Raw genomic sequence first — 15,885 nt, forward strand, 5'->3', positions numbered from 1 at the left:
AAAGCTCCAGGCGTCCGCTCTGCGCGGCACCGTGGCGCAAGCTGAGCCGTAAACGCGCCGGAAGCTCGACTGTATTGTGTCCGGCCGCCGCCCGAAGCGTGGCCGTATCGCGGCGCCCGCCGAAAGCGACTGCCCAGAACCCGAGGATCTTGCCCTGACGCCCCCCGCCCGCCTCTCCGCCGCCATCGAGGTCCTCGCCGATATCGCCGCGCGCCGCCGCCCCGCCGCCGATGCCCTGAAGGATTGGGGCCTCGCCCATCGCTTCGCCGGATCGGGCGACCGGGCCGCCATCGCCAGCCTCGTCTACGACACCCTGCGCCGGCGCGCCTCCGCCGCCTGGATCATGGCCGACGAGAGCCCGCGCAGCCTCGTCATCGGCATGCTGCGGCTCCAATACGGTCTCGCTGCCCCGACCATCGCGGAGATGTTCAGCGGCGAACGCTTCGCCCCGGAGCCGCTGACCGCAGACGAACGGACGCGCTTGACGGACGGCACCCTGGTCGACGCCCCGCTCCATGTCGCCGGCGATGTTCCCGAATGGGTGCTCCCCTCCCTCGAGGCGACCTTCGGATCCGCTATCCTCGACGAACTACGGGCCCTCGGCCGACGCGCGCCCCTCGACATCCGTGTCAACACCCTCAAGCGCAGCCGCTTGGAGGCCCAGGCGGGCCTCGCCCACCTCGCATCGGAACCGACCCCGCACGCGCCCAATGGCCTGCGCATCCCCATCGGCGACGACGGACGCGGCCCCGCCCTGCATGTCGAGCCGGAATTCATCGACGGCTGGTACGAGATTCAGGACGAGGGCTCGCAGCTCGCAAGCCTTCTCAGCGGCGCACGGCCCGGCGAAACCGTCATCGATCTCTGCGCCGGCGGCGGGGGAAAGACCCTGAGCCTCGCCGCGATGATGGAGAACTCCGGCCGTTTGATCGCCAGTGACGACGATCCGCGCCGGCTCGCCCCGATGCACGAGCGCCTACGGCGCGCCGGCGCCGTCGCGGAGATCCGCACGCCCCGTGCCGGCAAGGCCCGCACCGACGTCCTCGCAGACCTCGACGGCCGCGCGGACCGCGTCCTCGTCGATGCCCCCTGCACCGGCTCCGGCACGTGGCGGCGTAATCCCGATGCCAAGTGGCGGATGCGCCCGAATGCCCTGAGCACACGCGTCGCCGACCAGGCCACGGTACTCGACCGGGCCGCAAGGCTGGTGCGCCCCGGCGGTCGCATCACCTACATCACCTGCTCGCTGCTCCCCGAGGAGAACGACGCGGCCGTCGCTGGCCTCCTCGCGCGTCGGCCTGACGACTTCGCGGTGGTCTCAGCCTCCAAGATCCTTTCCGCGCACGCCCCCGAACTCGGCTCGGCCATCCGCCTGACCCGGTACGGCCTCCAGATGAGTCCCGCCCGGACCGGCACCGATGGCTTCTACGTCGCCACCCTGGAGCGGCTGGCCTGAAACGAGGAATGGCCCCACATGGGGGCCATTCCAGACATCTGCTCAGGAGGAGCGGCGCAGTTTTAGAAGCAGCGGCGCTTCCGCACCACGACCATCCGGCCCATCGGCCCACGGCGCTTGGTGACGACGGTCTTGCAACGGGGGCCGCGGATCACCGTGCGCTCGACGACGCGGACCTGCTGGATCCCGCTGGTGGGTGCGATGCCGGCCGGAACGGGCAAGGCGGAGGCCGAGGTGGCTCCGAAGCCGGCGAGGGCGAGGGTGGCGATCCCGAAGATGGTGGCTCTCATGGCTGAGGCTCCTGTTCGTTGCTGGGGGCGCACGGTGTCGACGCCCGGCGGTGAACACCGGGTTAACGGTCTTCAGCGCCGCATCCCCAGCCCGATGCCGGCCGCGGGGCGGCTCTGCGGGGTGATCCGTTGCACCGGACCGAGGCCTCGTCTAACTCCGGTTCCATGACTACAGAGCACGATAAGATCCTCATCGTCGATTTCGGCAGCCAGGTGACGCAGCTCATCGCGCGCCGCGTTCGCGAGGAGGGCGTCTACTGTGAGATCGTCCCCTTCACCAAGGCGGCCGAAGCCTTCGCCGAAACCAAGCCCAAGGGCGTGATCCTCTCGGGCGGTCCCGAATCGGTGACGACCGACGCCTCGCCCCGGACCCCGCAGATCGTGTTCGATTCCGGCGTGCCGGTCTTCGGCATCTGCTACGGTCAGCAGACCATGGCGGCCCAGCTCGGCGGCGAGGTCGAGGGCGGGCACCACGCGGAGTTCGGTCGGGCCGAGATCGAGATCCTGTCGGATTGCCCCCTGTTCAAGGGCGTCTGGCACGTGGGCGAGCACTACCCCGTCTGGATGAGCCACGGCGACCGCGTCACGAAGCTGCCGGACGGTTTCACGACCGTCGCCATGTCGAAGAACGCCCCCTTCGCGGCGGTCGCGGACGAAGCGCGCAAGTACTACGCGGTGCAGTTCCATCCGGAGGTGGCGCACACGCCGCATGGCGCCCTCCTGATCCGCAACTTCGTGCGCGACATCGCCGGCTGTTCCGGCGACTGGACCATGGGCGCCTACCGCGAGGAGGCGATCGAGAAGATCCGAGCGCAGGTCGGCAAGGAGCGGGTGATCTGCGGCCTGTCCGGCGGCGTCGACTCAGCGGTGGCGGCGGTGCTGATCCACGAGGCGATCGGCGAACAGCTCACCTGCGTCTTCGTCGACCACGGCCTCCTGCGCATGGGCGAGGCCGAGGAGGTCGTGCGCCTGTTCCGCGACCACTACAACATCCCCCTCGTCCATGTGGAGGCGCAGGACCTGTTCCTCGGCGAGCTGACCGGCGTCAGCGACCCGGAGCAGAAGCGCAAGACCATCGGGCGCCTGTTCATCGACGTGTTCGAGGCCGAGTCGAGGAAGATCGGCGGCGCCGCCTTCCTGGCCCAGGGCACCCTCTACCCGGACGTGATCGAGAGCGTCTCGTTCACCGGTGGTCCCTCGGTCACGATCAAGTCCCACCACAATGTCGGCGGCCTGCCCGAGCGCATGAACATGCAGCTCGTCGAGCCCCTGCGCGAGCTGTTCAAGGACGAGGTCCGTGTGCTCGGCAAGGAGCTCGGGCTGCCGGAGGCCTTCGTCGGACGCCACCCCTTCCCGGGTCCGGGCCTTGCCATCCGCTGCCCCGGCACGATCACCCCCGAGAAGCTCGAAGCTCTGCGCAAGGCCGATGCGATCTACCTGGAGGAGATCCGCAACGCGGGCCTCTACGACACGATCTGGCAGGCCTTCGCGGTGATCCTTCCCGTGAAAACTGTCGGGGTGATGGGCGATGGACGCACCTACGACCACGTCTGCGCCCTGCGCGCCGTGACCTCGGTCGACGGCATGACCGCCGATTTCTATCCGTTCGACATGACGTTCCTCGGTCGGGTGGCAACGCGGATCATCAACGAGGTCAAGGGGATCAACCGCGTGACCTACGATATCACCTCGAAGCCGCCCGGAACGATCGAGTGGGAATGAAGGGCAGGGGGGACCGATGAAAAAGATTTCTCTGCGCCCCGCAGTGTCGCTGGCAGGATAAATCGTCATGGCGCACGATACCCCTTGCTGCGCCCTAATTGGCATGTAGTATACCAAAGGTCCCTCCCAGGGATTCATGTGACGCAACTTTAACCCCGCAGGCCTTAGGGTCCGCGGGGTTTTCTCGTCCGAACTTTCAGCTCCCACACGGGCCGAACGACGGGCGCCAGCCCAATATTGGAAAGCCGCGCGATCTGTCGGAGCGACCCGTTTCTCTGGGTTGGGAAGTCACACCGATCACGCGATGGACGACGCGACCAAATCGTGAATGGGCCACGCTTGTATCTCAGGTGACGGCCTTCTACAGACCGACGCACCATCCGGCTGGACCGGATGAGTGCACAAATGCGAAGACATGCGAGATTGATTCGATGATTGAGCCTCAGGGTTCGTTCGCTCCACTCGTCGGGTTGAAGCATCGCACTCAGGTTTCCATTCTCTTAGTCGCCTCAAGTCTTTGCGTTGCTGGCTTCTTGTGGCTGCCCAGTACGCTCGCGGGTGCTGCAACGACGCCGACGCCGGCAGCCGTCACGGTCACACCACCGAGCAACGGCGATTTCGTCCTCAGCCCGGACCAGCTGGCCGCCATCGACACTGAGACGGTGGAGCAGCGCCTCTTCTACGAGGAGATCACCACCGAGGGTAAGATCGGCGTCGACGAGTATCAGGCCACCCCGGTGTTCTCCCCCTATCCGGGTCGGGTCATCGCCATCTTCGCGCGCACCGGCGAGCAGGTGCAGAAGGGTGAGCGCCTCTTCTCGATCCAGGCCAACGAGATGGTCCAGGCCCAGAACGATTATCTTGCGGCCTTGAACGTCCTGGCCAAGGCACGGTCGCAACTCGGCTACGCCCAGGCCGCCGAGAAGCGCCTGCACGATCTCTATGATTCACGGGTCACCACGCTGCGCGAGCTCCAATCCGCGCAGAACGATCTGAACACGGCCACCAACGATGCCCGGACGGCCGAGGTCGGTCTGGAGGCCGTGCGCAACCGGCTGCGCATCCTGGGCCTGCGCGACGACGAGGTCGCCAATCTACAGAAGGGCTCGATCAACCCCGAAACGGCGATCAACGCGCCCCTCAAGGGAACGATCATCCAGCGCAAGATCGGACCGGGTCAGTATGTCGGCACCGGGGGCAGCGACCCCTCGTACATCATCGGCGACCTGTCCAAGGTCTGGCTCATCGCGCAGCTGCGTGAGCCGGACGCGGCGAAGGTCGATCTCGGCGATCGGCTCAAGTTCCGCGTACTCGCCTATCCCGACAAGGTCTTCGAGGGGCGGATCAACTTCATCGGATCGTCCGTCGACCCGACGACCCGTCGCATCACGGTTCGGGCCGATATCGACAACACACAGAATCTGCTGAAGCCCGAGATGTACGCCACCGTGCGCATCATCAACGAGCGCGAAACCCTGTCGCAATCGGTCCCCCGTGCAGCGGTCGTGCTGGAGGGCAGCAAGGCGAGCGTCTGGGTGTTGAAGGCCGACAACACGGTCGAGAGCCGCCGGGTCAAACCCGGCATCATCGACGGAAGCAAGATCGAGATCCTCGAAGGTCTGGCGACCGGCGAGCGCGTGATCTCGCGCGGCTCCCTCTTCATCGACCGGATGGTGACCCGGGGCTGATCCGTCGGCTCCCGTCAGCAGGAACCCAACGCATGACCGGCCTCGTCCATCTCGCGCTGCGCCAGCGTGCCCTGGTGGTTCTCGCGTTCGTTCTGCTGCTGGCCTGCGGGCTGGTCGCCTTCCGAACCCTGAACATCGAGGCCTATCCGGACCCGACCCCGCCGATGATCGACGTGATCACGCAAGCGAACGGTCTGTCGGGCGAGGAGATCGAGCGCTACGTCACCGTGCCGATCGAGGTGATCACCTCCGGCTTGCCGAACCTGAAGCAGGTCCGCTCGGTCTCCCTCTACGGGCTGTCGGACGTGAAGCTGCAGTTCGGCTTCGAGTTCAGCTACCGCGAGGCCGAGCAGCAGGTGCTGAACCGGCTGGCCCAGCTCGACGCCCTTCCCAACGGCGCCAAGCCGACCATCTCGCCGGTGAGCCCCATCGGTGAGATCTTTCGCTACAAACTGACGGCGCCGGCCGGCTACAGCGTCCTCGACCTGAAATCCCTGCAGGACTGGGTGCTGCGTCGGCGCTTCCGCGCCGTGCCGGGCGTCATCGACGTCATCGGCTGGGGCGGCAAGACCAAGACCTTCGACATCGCCGTCGACCTCGACCGGCTCACCGCCTACGGGTTGACCCTGTCGGGCGTCGTAAAGACCCTTAACGACAGCAACCTGAACGTCGGCGGCAACCGGATCAATCTCGGCACCCAGTCGGCGGTGGTGCGCGGCGTCGGCCTGATTCGCTCCACCGACGACATCGGCGAGACAGTCCTGACGCAGTCGGGCGGCGCACCGGTGCTGGTCAACGACGTCGCCACCGTCACGATCGGGCACCAGCCACGCCTCGGCATTGCCGGCATGAACGACGACGATGACATCGTCCAGGGCATCGTGCTGATGCGGCGGGGCGAGGAGAGCACGCCGACCATCGCTGCCGTGCAGGCGGAGGTGGGGCGCATTGAGGCCATGGGCCTGCTGCCGCCGGGCGTCCGGATCGAGCGGATCTACGACCGGGCCGACCTCATCGCGGTCACCACGCACACCGTGCTGCACAACATGCTGGTCGGCATCGTGCTGATCCTCATCGTGCAGTGGCTCTTTCTCGGCAATCTGCGCAGCGCCCTCATCGTGGTGGCGACCATCCCCTTCGCGCTGTTCTTCGCCGTCATCATTCTGGTGATGCGCGGCGAGTCGGCGAACCTGCTCTCCGTCGGCGCCCTGGATTTCGGACTGATCGTCGATGGCACGGTGATCATGGTGGAGGCGATCTTCCGGCGGCTCTCCGGTCACGGGACACCGACAGGGGAGGTGGTCCGGCCGGGCCTCGCAGGCAAGCTCCTGCGGATCCGACAAGCCTCCGGGGACGTCAGTCGCTCGATCGTCTTCGCGGCAATCATCATCGTCACGGGCTTCCTGCCGCTCTTCACCCTGACGGGGGTGGAAGGCCACATCTTCGGGCCGATGGCGCAGACCTACGCCTACGCGCTGCTCGGCGGGCTCATCGCCACCTTCACGGTGACGCCAGTCCTCTCCGCCTACCTCCTTCCAGCCCATGTCGAAGAGGTCGAGACGATCCTCGTGCGGACCCTGGACCGGCTCTACCGGCCCGCCATCCGCGCCGCCCTGGGCAATCGCATCCTAACCCTCGGCCTCGCGCTGCTGCTCACCGCCGGAGTCGGCGTGGCGGGGCGCCAGCTCGGCCTGGAATTCCTGCCCAAGCTCGAGGAGGGCAATCTCTGGCTGCGTGCCACCATGCCGGCGACGATCTCGCTGGAGGAGGGAAACCTCTACGTCAACCGGATCCGCCGCATCATCGCAGCGGTGCCGGAGGTCGAGAGCGTCGTCTCGCAGCACGGCCGCCCGGATGACGGCACCGATGCCGCCGGCTTCTTCAACGGCGAGTTCTTCGCGCCGCTCAAGCCGGCCGAGAAGTGGCGGCCGGGCATGACCAAGGACCGGATGGTCGGCGATCTCCTAGACCGGCTGCGCACCGATTTCCCCGGCGTGGAGTTCAACGTCTCGCAGTACCTGCAGGACAACGTCGCCGAGGCGGTTTCCGGCATCAAGGGCGAGAACTCGTTCAAGGTGTTCGGATCCGACCTTGAAACCTTGACGGCGGTTGCCAACCGCGTCGAGGCCGTGCTCCGCAAGGTGCCCGGCGTCACCGATCTCGGCGTGTTCACGTCGCTCGGTCAGCCCACGGTGCAGATCGACGTCGACCGGGTCCGTGCCGCACGCTACGGCCTCACCCCCGGCGACATCAATGCCACGGTCCGCACCGCCATCGGCGGCGACAGCGCCGGCGACCTCTACGACAGCGGCTCGGATCGTCACTATCCGATCGTCATCCGCCTCGCCGAGCAGTTCCGCCAGAGCGTGGCCTCCATCCGCAACCTGCGCATCTCCGGGCAGGGGCCGAACGGCACGCTGATGCAGGTGCCCCTGAGCGAGGTCGCCCAGGTCGCCCTCGTCTCAGGGCCGGCCTACATCTACCGGGAGGGCCAGGAGCGCTACCTTCCGGTGAAGTTCAGCGTCCGCGACCGCGACCTCGGCAGCGCGATCCTGGAGGCACGTGAGCGCGTGAACGCCGAGGTGGCCCTGCCGCGGGGCTACCGCCTCGAACTCGTGGGCGAATTCAACAACATGCAGGGTGCCCTGGCGCGCCTGTCGGTGACGGTCCCGATCGCCATCGGCCTCATCGCGATCCTGCTGTTCATGAACTTCGGCTCCGCGATCGACATGCTGCTGGCGCTCAGCGTCATCCCGATGGCAGCGGCCGGCGGCGTGCTCGCCCTGGTGATCACCGACACACCGTTCAGCGTCTCGGCGGCGATCGGATTCATCGCGCTTCTCGGCATCGCCGTGATGGACGGCATCATCGTGCTGTCGCACTTCAACGGTCTGATCATCGAGGGAGAGGAGCGGGTGCGGGCGATGCTGCGGACCTGTCACACGCAGCTCCGGCCGGTGGTGATGACCTGCGTGGTCGCCGGCGTCGGCCTCCTGCCGGCCGCCTTCTCGAATGGTGTCGGATCGCAGGTTCAGAAGCCCCTGGCGCTGGTCGTCGTCGGCGGCATGAGCCTGGCGCCGCTCCTCATCCTGCTGATCCTGCCGGTGCTCATCCTCACGCTTTCGCGGCGAAAGCCCGGACTGGCCGAGGAGGAGGATGGTGACCCGCGATCGACCGCGGCTTTGCAGTCGGCTTCGGTCACCGCTTGACCCGGCCTAACCGCGCGTCGACACCCAGCCGTTGACTGGGCTCAGAACGCGATCAGGGAACCTTAGAGGGGGCAGTTGAAAGGTGCCGATCGTCTCGCACATCAAGGGATGACGCGACCGGCGAACAACGATCTCACGATGTTGAGGTCGTTCCGAAGGAGGGGTCGATCCCGCCGCCGCGACGAATAAGCGGGCGGCCTCACGACCCGCTCGGGAGCGGGTCGGTCATGCGACTGGCACGAAAAGCGCTCAGTTGTTGATGGTCAGCGTGGCCTTCGTCACCGGCATGTCCGGCGGCGTCGCGTCCGCGATCTGGTTTGTGGTCGGATGCGGGGTTCGAGCGTTCATCCAATCCGCACAGATCTGCACCGACAGGAGAAGCAGGAGCGCCGCCATAAGGGCGTTCGCAGCCCGCTGGAAGGGACGAACGGACAGCCGCACAGTCGCTTCCAGTCGATCGGCATCCGTCGTCGCGGCGTCCATTCGGTCCGAGATCGGGAGAAGCCACGGCTCACTCGGTAGGGCCTGAAGCCCTCCCATTTCATGAGCGCCCGGCAGGTTCTGGAACAGTCCGCTGGACATATCCGTACTCCTGGTTGGTGAATGGCAGCCGAGTGTGGAAGGCTGTTCGTTCATATTCAGTTAATCTGACTTTTTGTTCATTTCAAGTTCAGGGATGGCGAGCGCTTAGCTTCCAACGGTCGCCCAGGGTCCGATCGCAGCCTCAAGGGGCTGTCCGTACGACAATTCCTCCTCCACGCGCTGCCTGCAGGCTCGTGATGAGAGCGAGGTCGACCTGTCCGCTGCGAGCCAGCATCGGATCAGCCAGAACGCCGGCCGCCCCATCGCGTCGACCATCAGCTCCGCAGTCCCGGCGCCTCCTGACCCGTGCGTGCGACGTACTCGGTGTAGCCGCCGCCATACTGATGGATTCCGTCCGGCGTGAGTTCGAGGACGCGGTTCGACAGGGCGGCGAGGAAGTGGCGGTCGTGGCTCACGAACAGCATCGTCCCCTCGTAGTTCGCAAGGGCGGCGATCAGCATCTCCTTGGTGCCCATGTCGAGGTGGTTGGTAGGCTCGTCGAGGACGAGGAAGTTCGGCGGGTCGTAGAGCATTCGCGCCATCACGAGGCGGGCCTTCTCGCCACCTGAGAGCACGCGGCAGCGCTTCTCCACGTCGTCTCCCGAGAAGCCGAAGCAGCCGGCCAGCGCCCGGAGAGAGCCCTGGCCCGCTTGCGGGAAGGAATCCTCCAGGAACCCGAACACCGTGCGGTCGCCGTCCAGCACGTCCATGGCGTGTTGCGCGAAGTAGCCGAGCTTGACGCTGCCACCAACCGCGACGTTGCCGTCGTCGGGCTTGGCGGATCCGGTCACGAGCTTGAGGAGCGTCGACTTGCCGGCCCCGTTGATGCCCATCACGCACCAGCGCTCGCGCCGCCGGATCGAGAAGTCGAGGCCCTCGTAGATGGTGCGGCTGCCGTAGCGCTTGTGCACGTTCTTGAGCATCACGACGTCGTCGCCGGAGCGGGGGGCGGGCAGAAATTCGAAGGCGACGCTCTGGCGGCGCTTGGGCGGCTCCACCCGCTCGATCTTGTCGAGTTTCTTCACCCGGCTCTGCACCTGGGCAGCGTGGGAGGCCCGCGCCTTGAAACGCTCGATGAACTTGATCTCCTTGGCGAGCATCGCCTGCTGGCGCTCGAATTGGGCCTGTTGCTGCGTCTCGTTGAGCGCCCGCTGCTGCTCGTAGAACGCGTAGTCGCCCGAGTAGGTGGTGAGCTGTCCGCCGTCGATCTCGACGATCTTCGTGACGATGCGATTCATGAACTCGCGGTCGTGCGAAGTCATCAACAGGGCGCCCTCATAGCCCTTGAGAAAGGCTTCGAGCCAGATCAGGCTCTCCAGATCCAGATGGTTGCTCGGCTCGTCGAGGAGCATGACGTCGGGGTTCATCAGGAGAATGCGGGCGAGCGCCACGCGCATCTTCCAGCCGCCCGAGAGCTTGCCGACGTCGCCGTCCATCATCTCCTGAGAGAAGCTCAAGCCCGCCAGCACCTCGTAGGCACGCCCCTCCAGGGCATAGCCGTCGAGCTCCTCGAAGCGGGCCTGGACCTCGCCGTAGCGCTCGATCAGCGCCTCCATCTCGTCGGCCCGGTCGGGGTCGGCCAGGGCCTGCTCGACCTCCTTCAGCTCGGCGCCGATCTCGCTGACAGGGCCGGCGCCGTTCATCACCTCGGAGACGACGGTACGGCCGGACATCTCGCCGACGTCCTGGCTGAAATACCCGATAGTGATGCCGCGATCCGCGGCGACCTGGCCCTCGTCGGGCTGCTCCTCGCCGGTAATCATCCGGAACAGAGTGGTCTTGCCGGCACCGTTGGGGCCGACCAGACCGACCTTCTCGCCCCGCTGGAGGGCGGCGGAGGCCTCGATGAAGACGATCTGGCGACCGTTCTGCTTGCCGATTTTTTCGAGGCGGATCATGGGATGCGGATCACGGGCTCACGGAGGTTCGGGCGGGTGCTGCGGCCTTACGGCATGTGCGCCCCGAGGGGTAGTGCAGCCCGGCACCGGGCCGGCGCGTCCTCCGCGTTCGGCGCCGATGGTCCTCGAGGCGAAGACCCGCTAGGCTGGCGCTTTCACGGTCAGAACGGTCTCTCCGCGCCCCCGATGGTCCACACCGGCTACAATCCGGCGCTCGTCGCCCTGTCCGTCACGATCGCGATCTTCGCCTCCTACACCGCGCTGGATCTCGGTGGCCGCGGCCGGGGCTCGGCGGGCAGGCGCCGCTGGGCCTGGATCGCTGCCGCCGCCTGCGCGATGGGCGGCGGGATCTGGTCGATGCACTTCGTCGGCATGCTGGCCTTCGAGATGGGAATGCCGGTCGCCTACGACCTCGGCACCACGGCCCTGTCCCTCGCGCTGGCCATCGCCTGCACCGGTGCCGCCTTCGCGTGGATCAGCCGGCCGGGCGCGACGCGACGCGACCTGTTCGTCGCCGGCCCTGTCATGGGCCTGGGGGTGGCCGCGATGCACTACTCCGGCATGGCAGCGATGCAGATGCCGGGCCATCTCACCTATGCCTGGCAGCTGGTGGCGCTGTCGGTCGTCATCGCGGTCACGGCAGCGACGGCGGCCCTCTGGCTCACCCTGCGCCAGAATAGCGTATGGCAGACGCTCATCGCCGCCACCGTGATGGGCCTCGCGGTGGCGGGCATGCACTACACCGGCATGGCCGCGGCGACCTTCTCGCCCGAAGGCGCCGGTGCGCATCCGACCGGTCTCGGCGCCGTACAGCAGAACCTGGCGCTGGCGGTGGCCGGTGCGACCTTCCTGATCCTATTCCTGGCGATGCTCGCCTCCTCCTTCGACCAGCAGCGGGTCCAGGGCGACCTCCAGGCCAGCGAGGGGCGCTTCCGCGCCGCGGTACAGGCCGTGCGTGGCGTGCTCTGGACCAACGATGCGGAGGGCCGGATGCTCGGCGAGCAGCCGGGCTGGAGCGCCATCACGGGGCAGAGCCGGGCCGAGTACGAAGGCTACGGCTGGGCCAAGGCCGTCCACCCCGACGATCAGCAGACCAGCATCGAGGCGTGGAACGAGACCGTGCGGGCGCGGCGGACCTTCGTTCACGAGCACCGGGTGCGCTCCGCCGATGGCGCCTGGCGCCACTACGCCATCCGCGCCGTGCCGGTCTTTCACGATGACGGGTCGATCCGGGAATGGGTGGGCGTCCACACCGACATCACCGAGCAGCGCCAAGCCGAAGCCGAACTGCGCGAGTCCAACGAGGAGATCCAGCGCTACGCCTACATCGTGAGCCACGACCTGCGCGCGCCCCTCGTGAATGTCATGGGGTTCACGAGCGAGCTGGAAACGACCCGCGAGGACGTGCGCGCCGCCCTGCAGGGGCATCCGCAGGCAGAGCGGATCGACGCGGATCTCGGCGAGGCTCTCGGCTTCATCAAGGCCGCGGTGACGCGCATGGAGCGCCTGATCGCCGCCATCCTGAAGCTGTCGCGGGAAGGGCGGCGCAGCTTCACGCCGGAACGCCTCGACATGACGAGCCTGCTGCGCCGCCTCGCCGACGCACAGCACCACCAGACCGAGCAGGTGGGCGCCCGCGTCGTCATCGCGCCGGACCTACCGCGTCTCGTCGCCGACCGGCTGGCGATCGAGCAGATCTTCGGCAATCTCATCGACAACGCGGTCAAGTATCTCGATCCGGCACGGCCGGGGCGGATTGAGATCAAGGCACAAGTGCTGGGGGGCGGCCGCGTCCGCTACAGCGTCGCAGACAATGGCCGGGGCATCGCCGAGCGGGACCATGCACGGGTGTTCGAACTGTTCCGACGCTCCGGAGCGCAGGATCGGCCGGGGGAGGGCATCGGGCTCGCCCACGTCAAGGCGTTGGTCCGGTCCCTCGGCGGCCGGATCGAGGTCGCGTCGGAACTGGGGGTGGGCACAACCTTCAGCGTGACGCTGCCGCGCGAGACCGCTACAGGTCAGGGACAGGACGGGCCGCCCATGCGGCTCGCCGCCGAATAGGTGCGGAGCGAAGCGTGAACGCCGTCGAAATCGTCATGATCGAGGACGATGAGGGCCATGCGCGCCTGATCGAGCGCAACATCCGCCGCGCCGGTGTGAACAACACCATCCTGCCCTTCCGGGACGGGACGTCGGCGCTCGAATATCTCCTCGGCGCCGACGGCACCGGCGAGGCGAGCGCCAAGCGCCACCTGCTGATCCTTCTCGACCTCAACCTGCCGGACATGACCGGCATCGACATCCTCGAGAAGGTGAAGGCGAACACCCACACTAAGCGCTCGCCCGTCGTCGTCCTCACCACGACGGACGACCAGCGCGAGATCCAGCGCTGCTACGACCTCGGCGCGAACGTCTACATCACCAAGCCCGTCAACTACGAGGGCTTCGCCAACGCCATCCGGCAGCTCGGGCTGTTCTTCTCCGTGATGCAGGTGCCGGAAAACCCATGACATCGGACCGCACATGACCGAGCCCGCGCCTCCAGGCCGCGGTCGCGTCCTCTACATCGACGACGACCCCGGCCTGGGGCGGCTCGTGCAGCGCGCCCTCGCGGCGCGGGGCTACGCCGTGGAGCTCGCCCTCGACGGCGATGCCGGACTGGCGCGTCTCGGACAGGGCGACATCGACGTCGTCGCCCTCGATCATCACATGCCCGGCCAGACCGGCCTCGACATCCTGCCGGCCATCCGCGCCCTGCCGGAGGCGCCGCCGGTGGTCTACGTCACCGGCTCGGAGGACAGCCGCGTCGCGGTGGCGGCCCTGAAGGCGGGGGCCGTCGACTACGTCTGGAAGGACCTGCAGGGCCAGTTCCGCGAGCTCCTCGGCGAGGCCATCGATACCGCTCTGCGGCAGGAGGCTCTGCGGCGGGACAAGGAGCGGGCCGAGCAGGCGGTGCGGGAGGCGCGCGACCGGGCCGAGATCATGCTGCGGGAGGTGAACCACCGCGTCGCCAACTCGCTGGCGCTGGTGGCGGCCCTGACCCACATGCAGACCAACGCGGTGACGGACCCGGCGGCGAAGGCCGCGCTCCAGGAGATGCAGGCCCGGATCTCGGCGATCGCGGGCATCCACCGCCGGCTCTACACCTCCGACGACGTGGAGGCGGTGGACCTCGACGCCTACCTGGCGAGCCTCGTGGAGGAGCTCCAGGCAGCCATGAAGGCGGCTGGGCGCGACCACGCCATCCGCCTCGACGCGGCGCCGGTGCGGCTCGCCACCGACAAGGCCGTCTCGGTCGGCGTCGTGGTCACCGAGCTCGTGACCAACGCCTACAAATACGCCTATCCTCCTGAGGCGTCAGGGGAAATTCGGGTCTCCATCGCTCGGCAGGGCAGCGATGGCCTGACCCTGACCGTGGAGGATGACGGCATCGGCTGGACCGGCGAGGGCCAGCCGCGGGGCACCGGCCTCGGCTCCCGGATCATCCGGGCGATGGCGACGAACCTGCGCTCGGCCCTGGTCTATGGCGGCGGTCCGATCGGCACCCGGGCGACGCTCTCCTTCCAGCACTGAGGCGTCCCTAGACCAGCGCGCCCGCGTTCATGATTCCGTCCGGGTCGAGGCCGTGCTTGACCGCTGCGATCAGGCGCAGGCGGGCGGGATCCGAGTAGCGTTCCAGCAGGTCGCGCTTGAAGCGACCGATGCCATATTCCGCGCTGTATCCGCCGCCGTATTCCAGCGCGATCGTGTAGAGGTCGTGGGCAAAACCCGCCTCGATCTCGCGCGTGAACGCGACCCGGTCGCGGCCCGCCGGCACGACGAGGTTGTAGTGCAGGTTGCCGTCGCCGACATGGCCGTAGACCGAGAGCCGGACGTCCGGCAGGCGCTCGGCGAGCAGGGCGGCCCCGCGGGCGAGAAAATCGGTCAGGCGGGAGATCGGCACGGCGATATCGTGCTTGACCGATCCGCCGGCATGCTTCTCCCCCTCGGGAATCGTCTCGCGCACCGCCCAGAAGGCCCGGCGCTGGGTCTCGGACTGGGCCAGCACCGCGTCGACCACCCAGCCCCGTTCCATCAGGGCCTCCAGGCATCCCATCAGCACGTCGTCGAGGGGGATGCGCTCCGAGGAGGCGGTGAGCTCGAGGAGCACCGCCCCGCCGGGGCCGGCCTTCAGGCCGGTCTCGGCACCGCGCATCTCCGTGACGAGGCCGAGGGAGGAGGCGGAGATCAGCTCGAAGGTCGAGGCGAGGTCGGAGGTTTCCCGGCGCACTAGGGCGGCCATCTCGGGGATCGGCGCCCCTGCGGCGAGTTCGAGCCAGGCGGTCGCCCGCTGGCCCTGGGCCGGCCAGAGCTTGAGGACGACCCCGGTGATGATGCCCAGCGTCCCCTCGGCACCGATGAAGAGCTGCTTCAGGTCGTAGCCGATGTTGTTCTTGCGCAGGGTTCGCATGTCGGAGAACAGCGTCCCGTCCGGCAGCACCACCTCCAGGCCGAGGACGAGGTCGCGGGCCATGCCGTAGCGCAGGACCTGGAGCCCCCCCGCATTGGTGCCGAGGTTGCCGCCGAGGCGGCAGCTGCCTTCGGAGCCGAGGCTCAGCGGCAGGAACAGCCCGTCGGCCTCGGCGGCTTTCTGGGCGTCCGCCAGGATGGTGCCGGCGTCGCACGAAAGGGTGAAGTTCAGGGGGTCGACGGCGCGGATGCGGGTCATCCGCTCCAGGCTGACCACGAGCTGGCGCCGGCCGGGCTCCGGCGTCGCCCCGCCGACATAGCCGGTGTTGCCGCCCTGGGGCACGAGGCCGAAGCCCTGGGCCCGGGCGAGCCCGACGAGCGCCTGGACCTCCTCCACGCTGCGCGGGCGCAGCACGGCGGGGGTCTCGCCCTGCATCAGGTCGCGCTGGTCGCGGGTGTAGCGCCCGGTCAGGACGGGGTCGGTGAGGACCCCGCCGGAGCCCAGCAGGGACTCGAAGGGGGCGAGGGCGTCGCGGTCCGGCAGGGATTCCGGCATGGGGCGGGGCTCTTCGTGGCTGGGTTCGGCCTTCG

General features: G+C 67.8%; 11 protein-coding genes. 7 read left to right on the top strand and 4 right to left on the bottom strand.

The genetic code is table 11. The annotated features are described in order from the left end of the window. Window positions 1-154 precede the first annotated feature (154 nt). On the top strand, window positions 155-1,456 hold the full coding sequence (locus tag ASF18_RS19985) for an RsmB/NOP family class I SAM-dependent RNA methyltransferase (protein WP_056354626.1): 1,302 nt from the start codon (window positions 155-157) through the stop codon (window positions 1,454-1,456). 62 nt (window positions 1,457-1,518) lie between these two features. On the opposite strand, the gene ASF18_RS19990 is transcribed toward ASF18_RS19985, so the two are convergent. Continuing rightward, window positions 1,519-1,746, bottom strand: coding sequence for a hypothetical protein (locus ASF18_RS19990; protein ID WP_056212771.1), 228 nt, complete (start codon window positions 1,744-1,746; stop codon window positions 1,519-1,521). 165 nt (window positions 1,747-1,911) lie between these two features. On the opposite strand from ASF18_RS19990, the gene guaA reads away from it, so the two are divergent. The 3 genes from guaA to ASF18_RS20005 all read left to right on the top strand — a co-directional run bounded on the left by guaA (window position 1,912) and on the right by ASF18_RS20005 (window position 8,365). Beyond that, window positions 1,912-3,468, top strand: a complete 1,557-nt coding sequence (gene guaA / locus ASF18_RS19995; protein ID WP_056272257.1) for a glutamine-hydrolyzing GMP synthase — start codon at window positions 1,912-1,914, stop codon at window positions 3,466-3,468. A gap of 533 nt (window positions 3,469-4,001) precedes the next feature. Beyond that, window positions 4,002-5,156 (top strand): efflux RND transporter periplasmic adaptor subunit, encoded by a 1,155-nt coding sequence (locus ASF18_RS20000; RefSeq protein ID WP_244472763.1) that lies wholly within the window; start codon window positions 4,002-4,004, stop codon window positions 5,154-5,156. A 32-nt stretch (window positions 5,157-5,188) separates the two neighbouring features. Further along, window positions 5,189-8,365, top strand: coding sequence for a CusA/CzcA family heavy metal efflux RND transporter (locus tag ASF18_RS20005; RefSeq protein WP_056354357.1), 3,177 nt, complete (start codon window positions 5,189-5,191; stop codon window positions 8,363-8,365). Between the two features lie 249 nt (window positions 8,366-8,614). Here the strand turns inward: ASF18_RS20005 and ASF18_RS20010 are convergent, their stop codons facing one another. Continuing rightward, window positions 8,615-8,947, bottom strand: a complete 333-nt coding sequence (locus ASF18_RS20010; RefSeq protein ID WP_056354362.1) for a hypothetical protein — start codon at window positions 8,945-8,947, stop codon at window positions 8,615-8,617. A gap of 275 nt (window positions 8,948-9,222) precedes the next feature. Beyond that, window positions 9,223-10,845, bottom strand: a complete 1,623-nt coding sequence (locus ASF18_RS20015) for an ABC-F family ATP-binding cassette domain-containing protein (protein WP_056354365.1) — start codon at window positions 10,843-10,845, stop codon at window positions 9,223-9,225. 54 nt (window positions 10,846-10,899) lie between these two features. On the opposite strand from ASF18_RS20015, the gene ASF18_RS20020 reads away from it, so the two are divergent. Genes ASF18_RS20020 through ASF18_RS20030 form a run of 3 tightly spaced genes read left to right on the top strand, consistent with a single transcriptional unit; the run spans window position 10,900 to window position 14,418 of the window. Further along, window positions 10,900-12,906: an MHYT domain-containing protein gene (locus ASF18_RS20020; protein WP_348271408.1), complete on the top strand. Its 2,007-nt coding sequence runs from the start codon at window positions 10,900-10,902 to the stop codon at window positions 12,904-12,906. 35 nt (window positions 12,907-12,941) lie between these two features. Beyond that, window positions 12,942-13,355 carry a response regulator gene (locus ASF18_RS20025; protein WP_056212883.1) on the top strand — a complete coding sequence of 138 codons (414 nt, stop codon included), beginning with the start codon at window positions 12,942-12,944 and terminating at the stop codon, window positions 13,353-13,355. Between the two features lie 13 nt (window positions 13,356-13,368). Further along, the gene (locus ASF18_RS20030) at window positions 13,369-14,418 is read left to right on the top strand and encodes a response regulator (RefSeq protein WP_056212765.1); all 1,050 of its coding nucleotides are present in this window, start codon (window positions 13,369-13,371) and stop codon (window positions 14,416-14,418) included. A gap of 7 nt (window positions 14,419-14,425) precedes the next feature. Here ASF18_RS20030 and ASF18_RS20035 read toward each other — a convergent pair whose 3' ends face one another. Further along, the gene (locus tag ASF18_RS20035; RefSeq protein WP_056354370.1) at window positions 14,426-15,850 is read right to left on the bottom strand and encodes an FAD-binding oxidoreductase; all 1,425 of its coding nucleotides are present in this window, start codon (window positions 15,848-15,850) and stop codon (window positions 14,426-14,428) included. Between the last annotated feature and the right edge of the window lie 35 nt (window positions 15,851-15,885).

It is taken from the genome of Methylobacterium sp. Leaf89, assembly GCF_001422215.1.
In the GTDB taxonomy this organism is placed as follows: domain Bacteria; phylum Pseudomonadota; class Alphaproteobacteria; order Rhizobiales; family Beijerinckiaceae; genus Methylobacterium.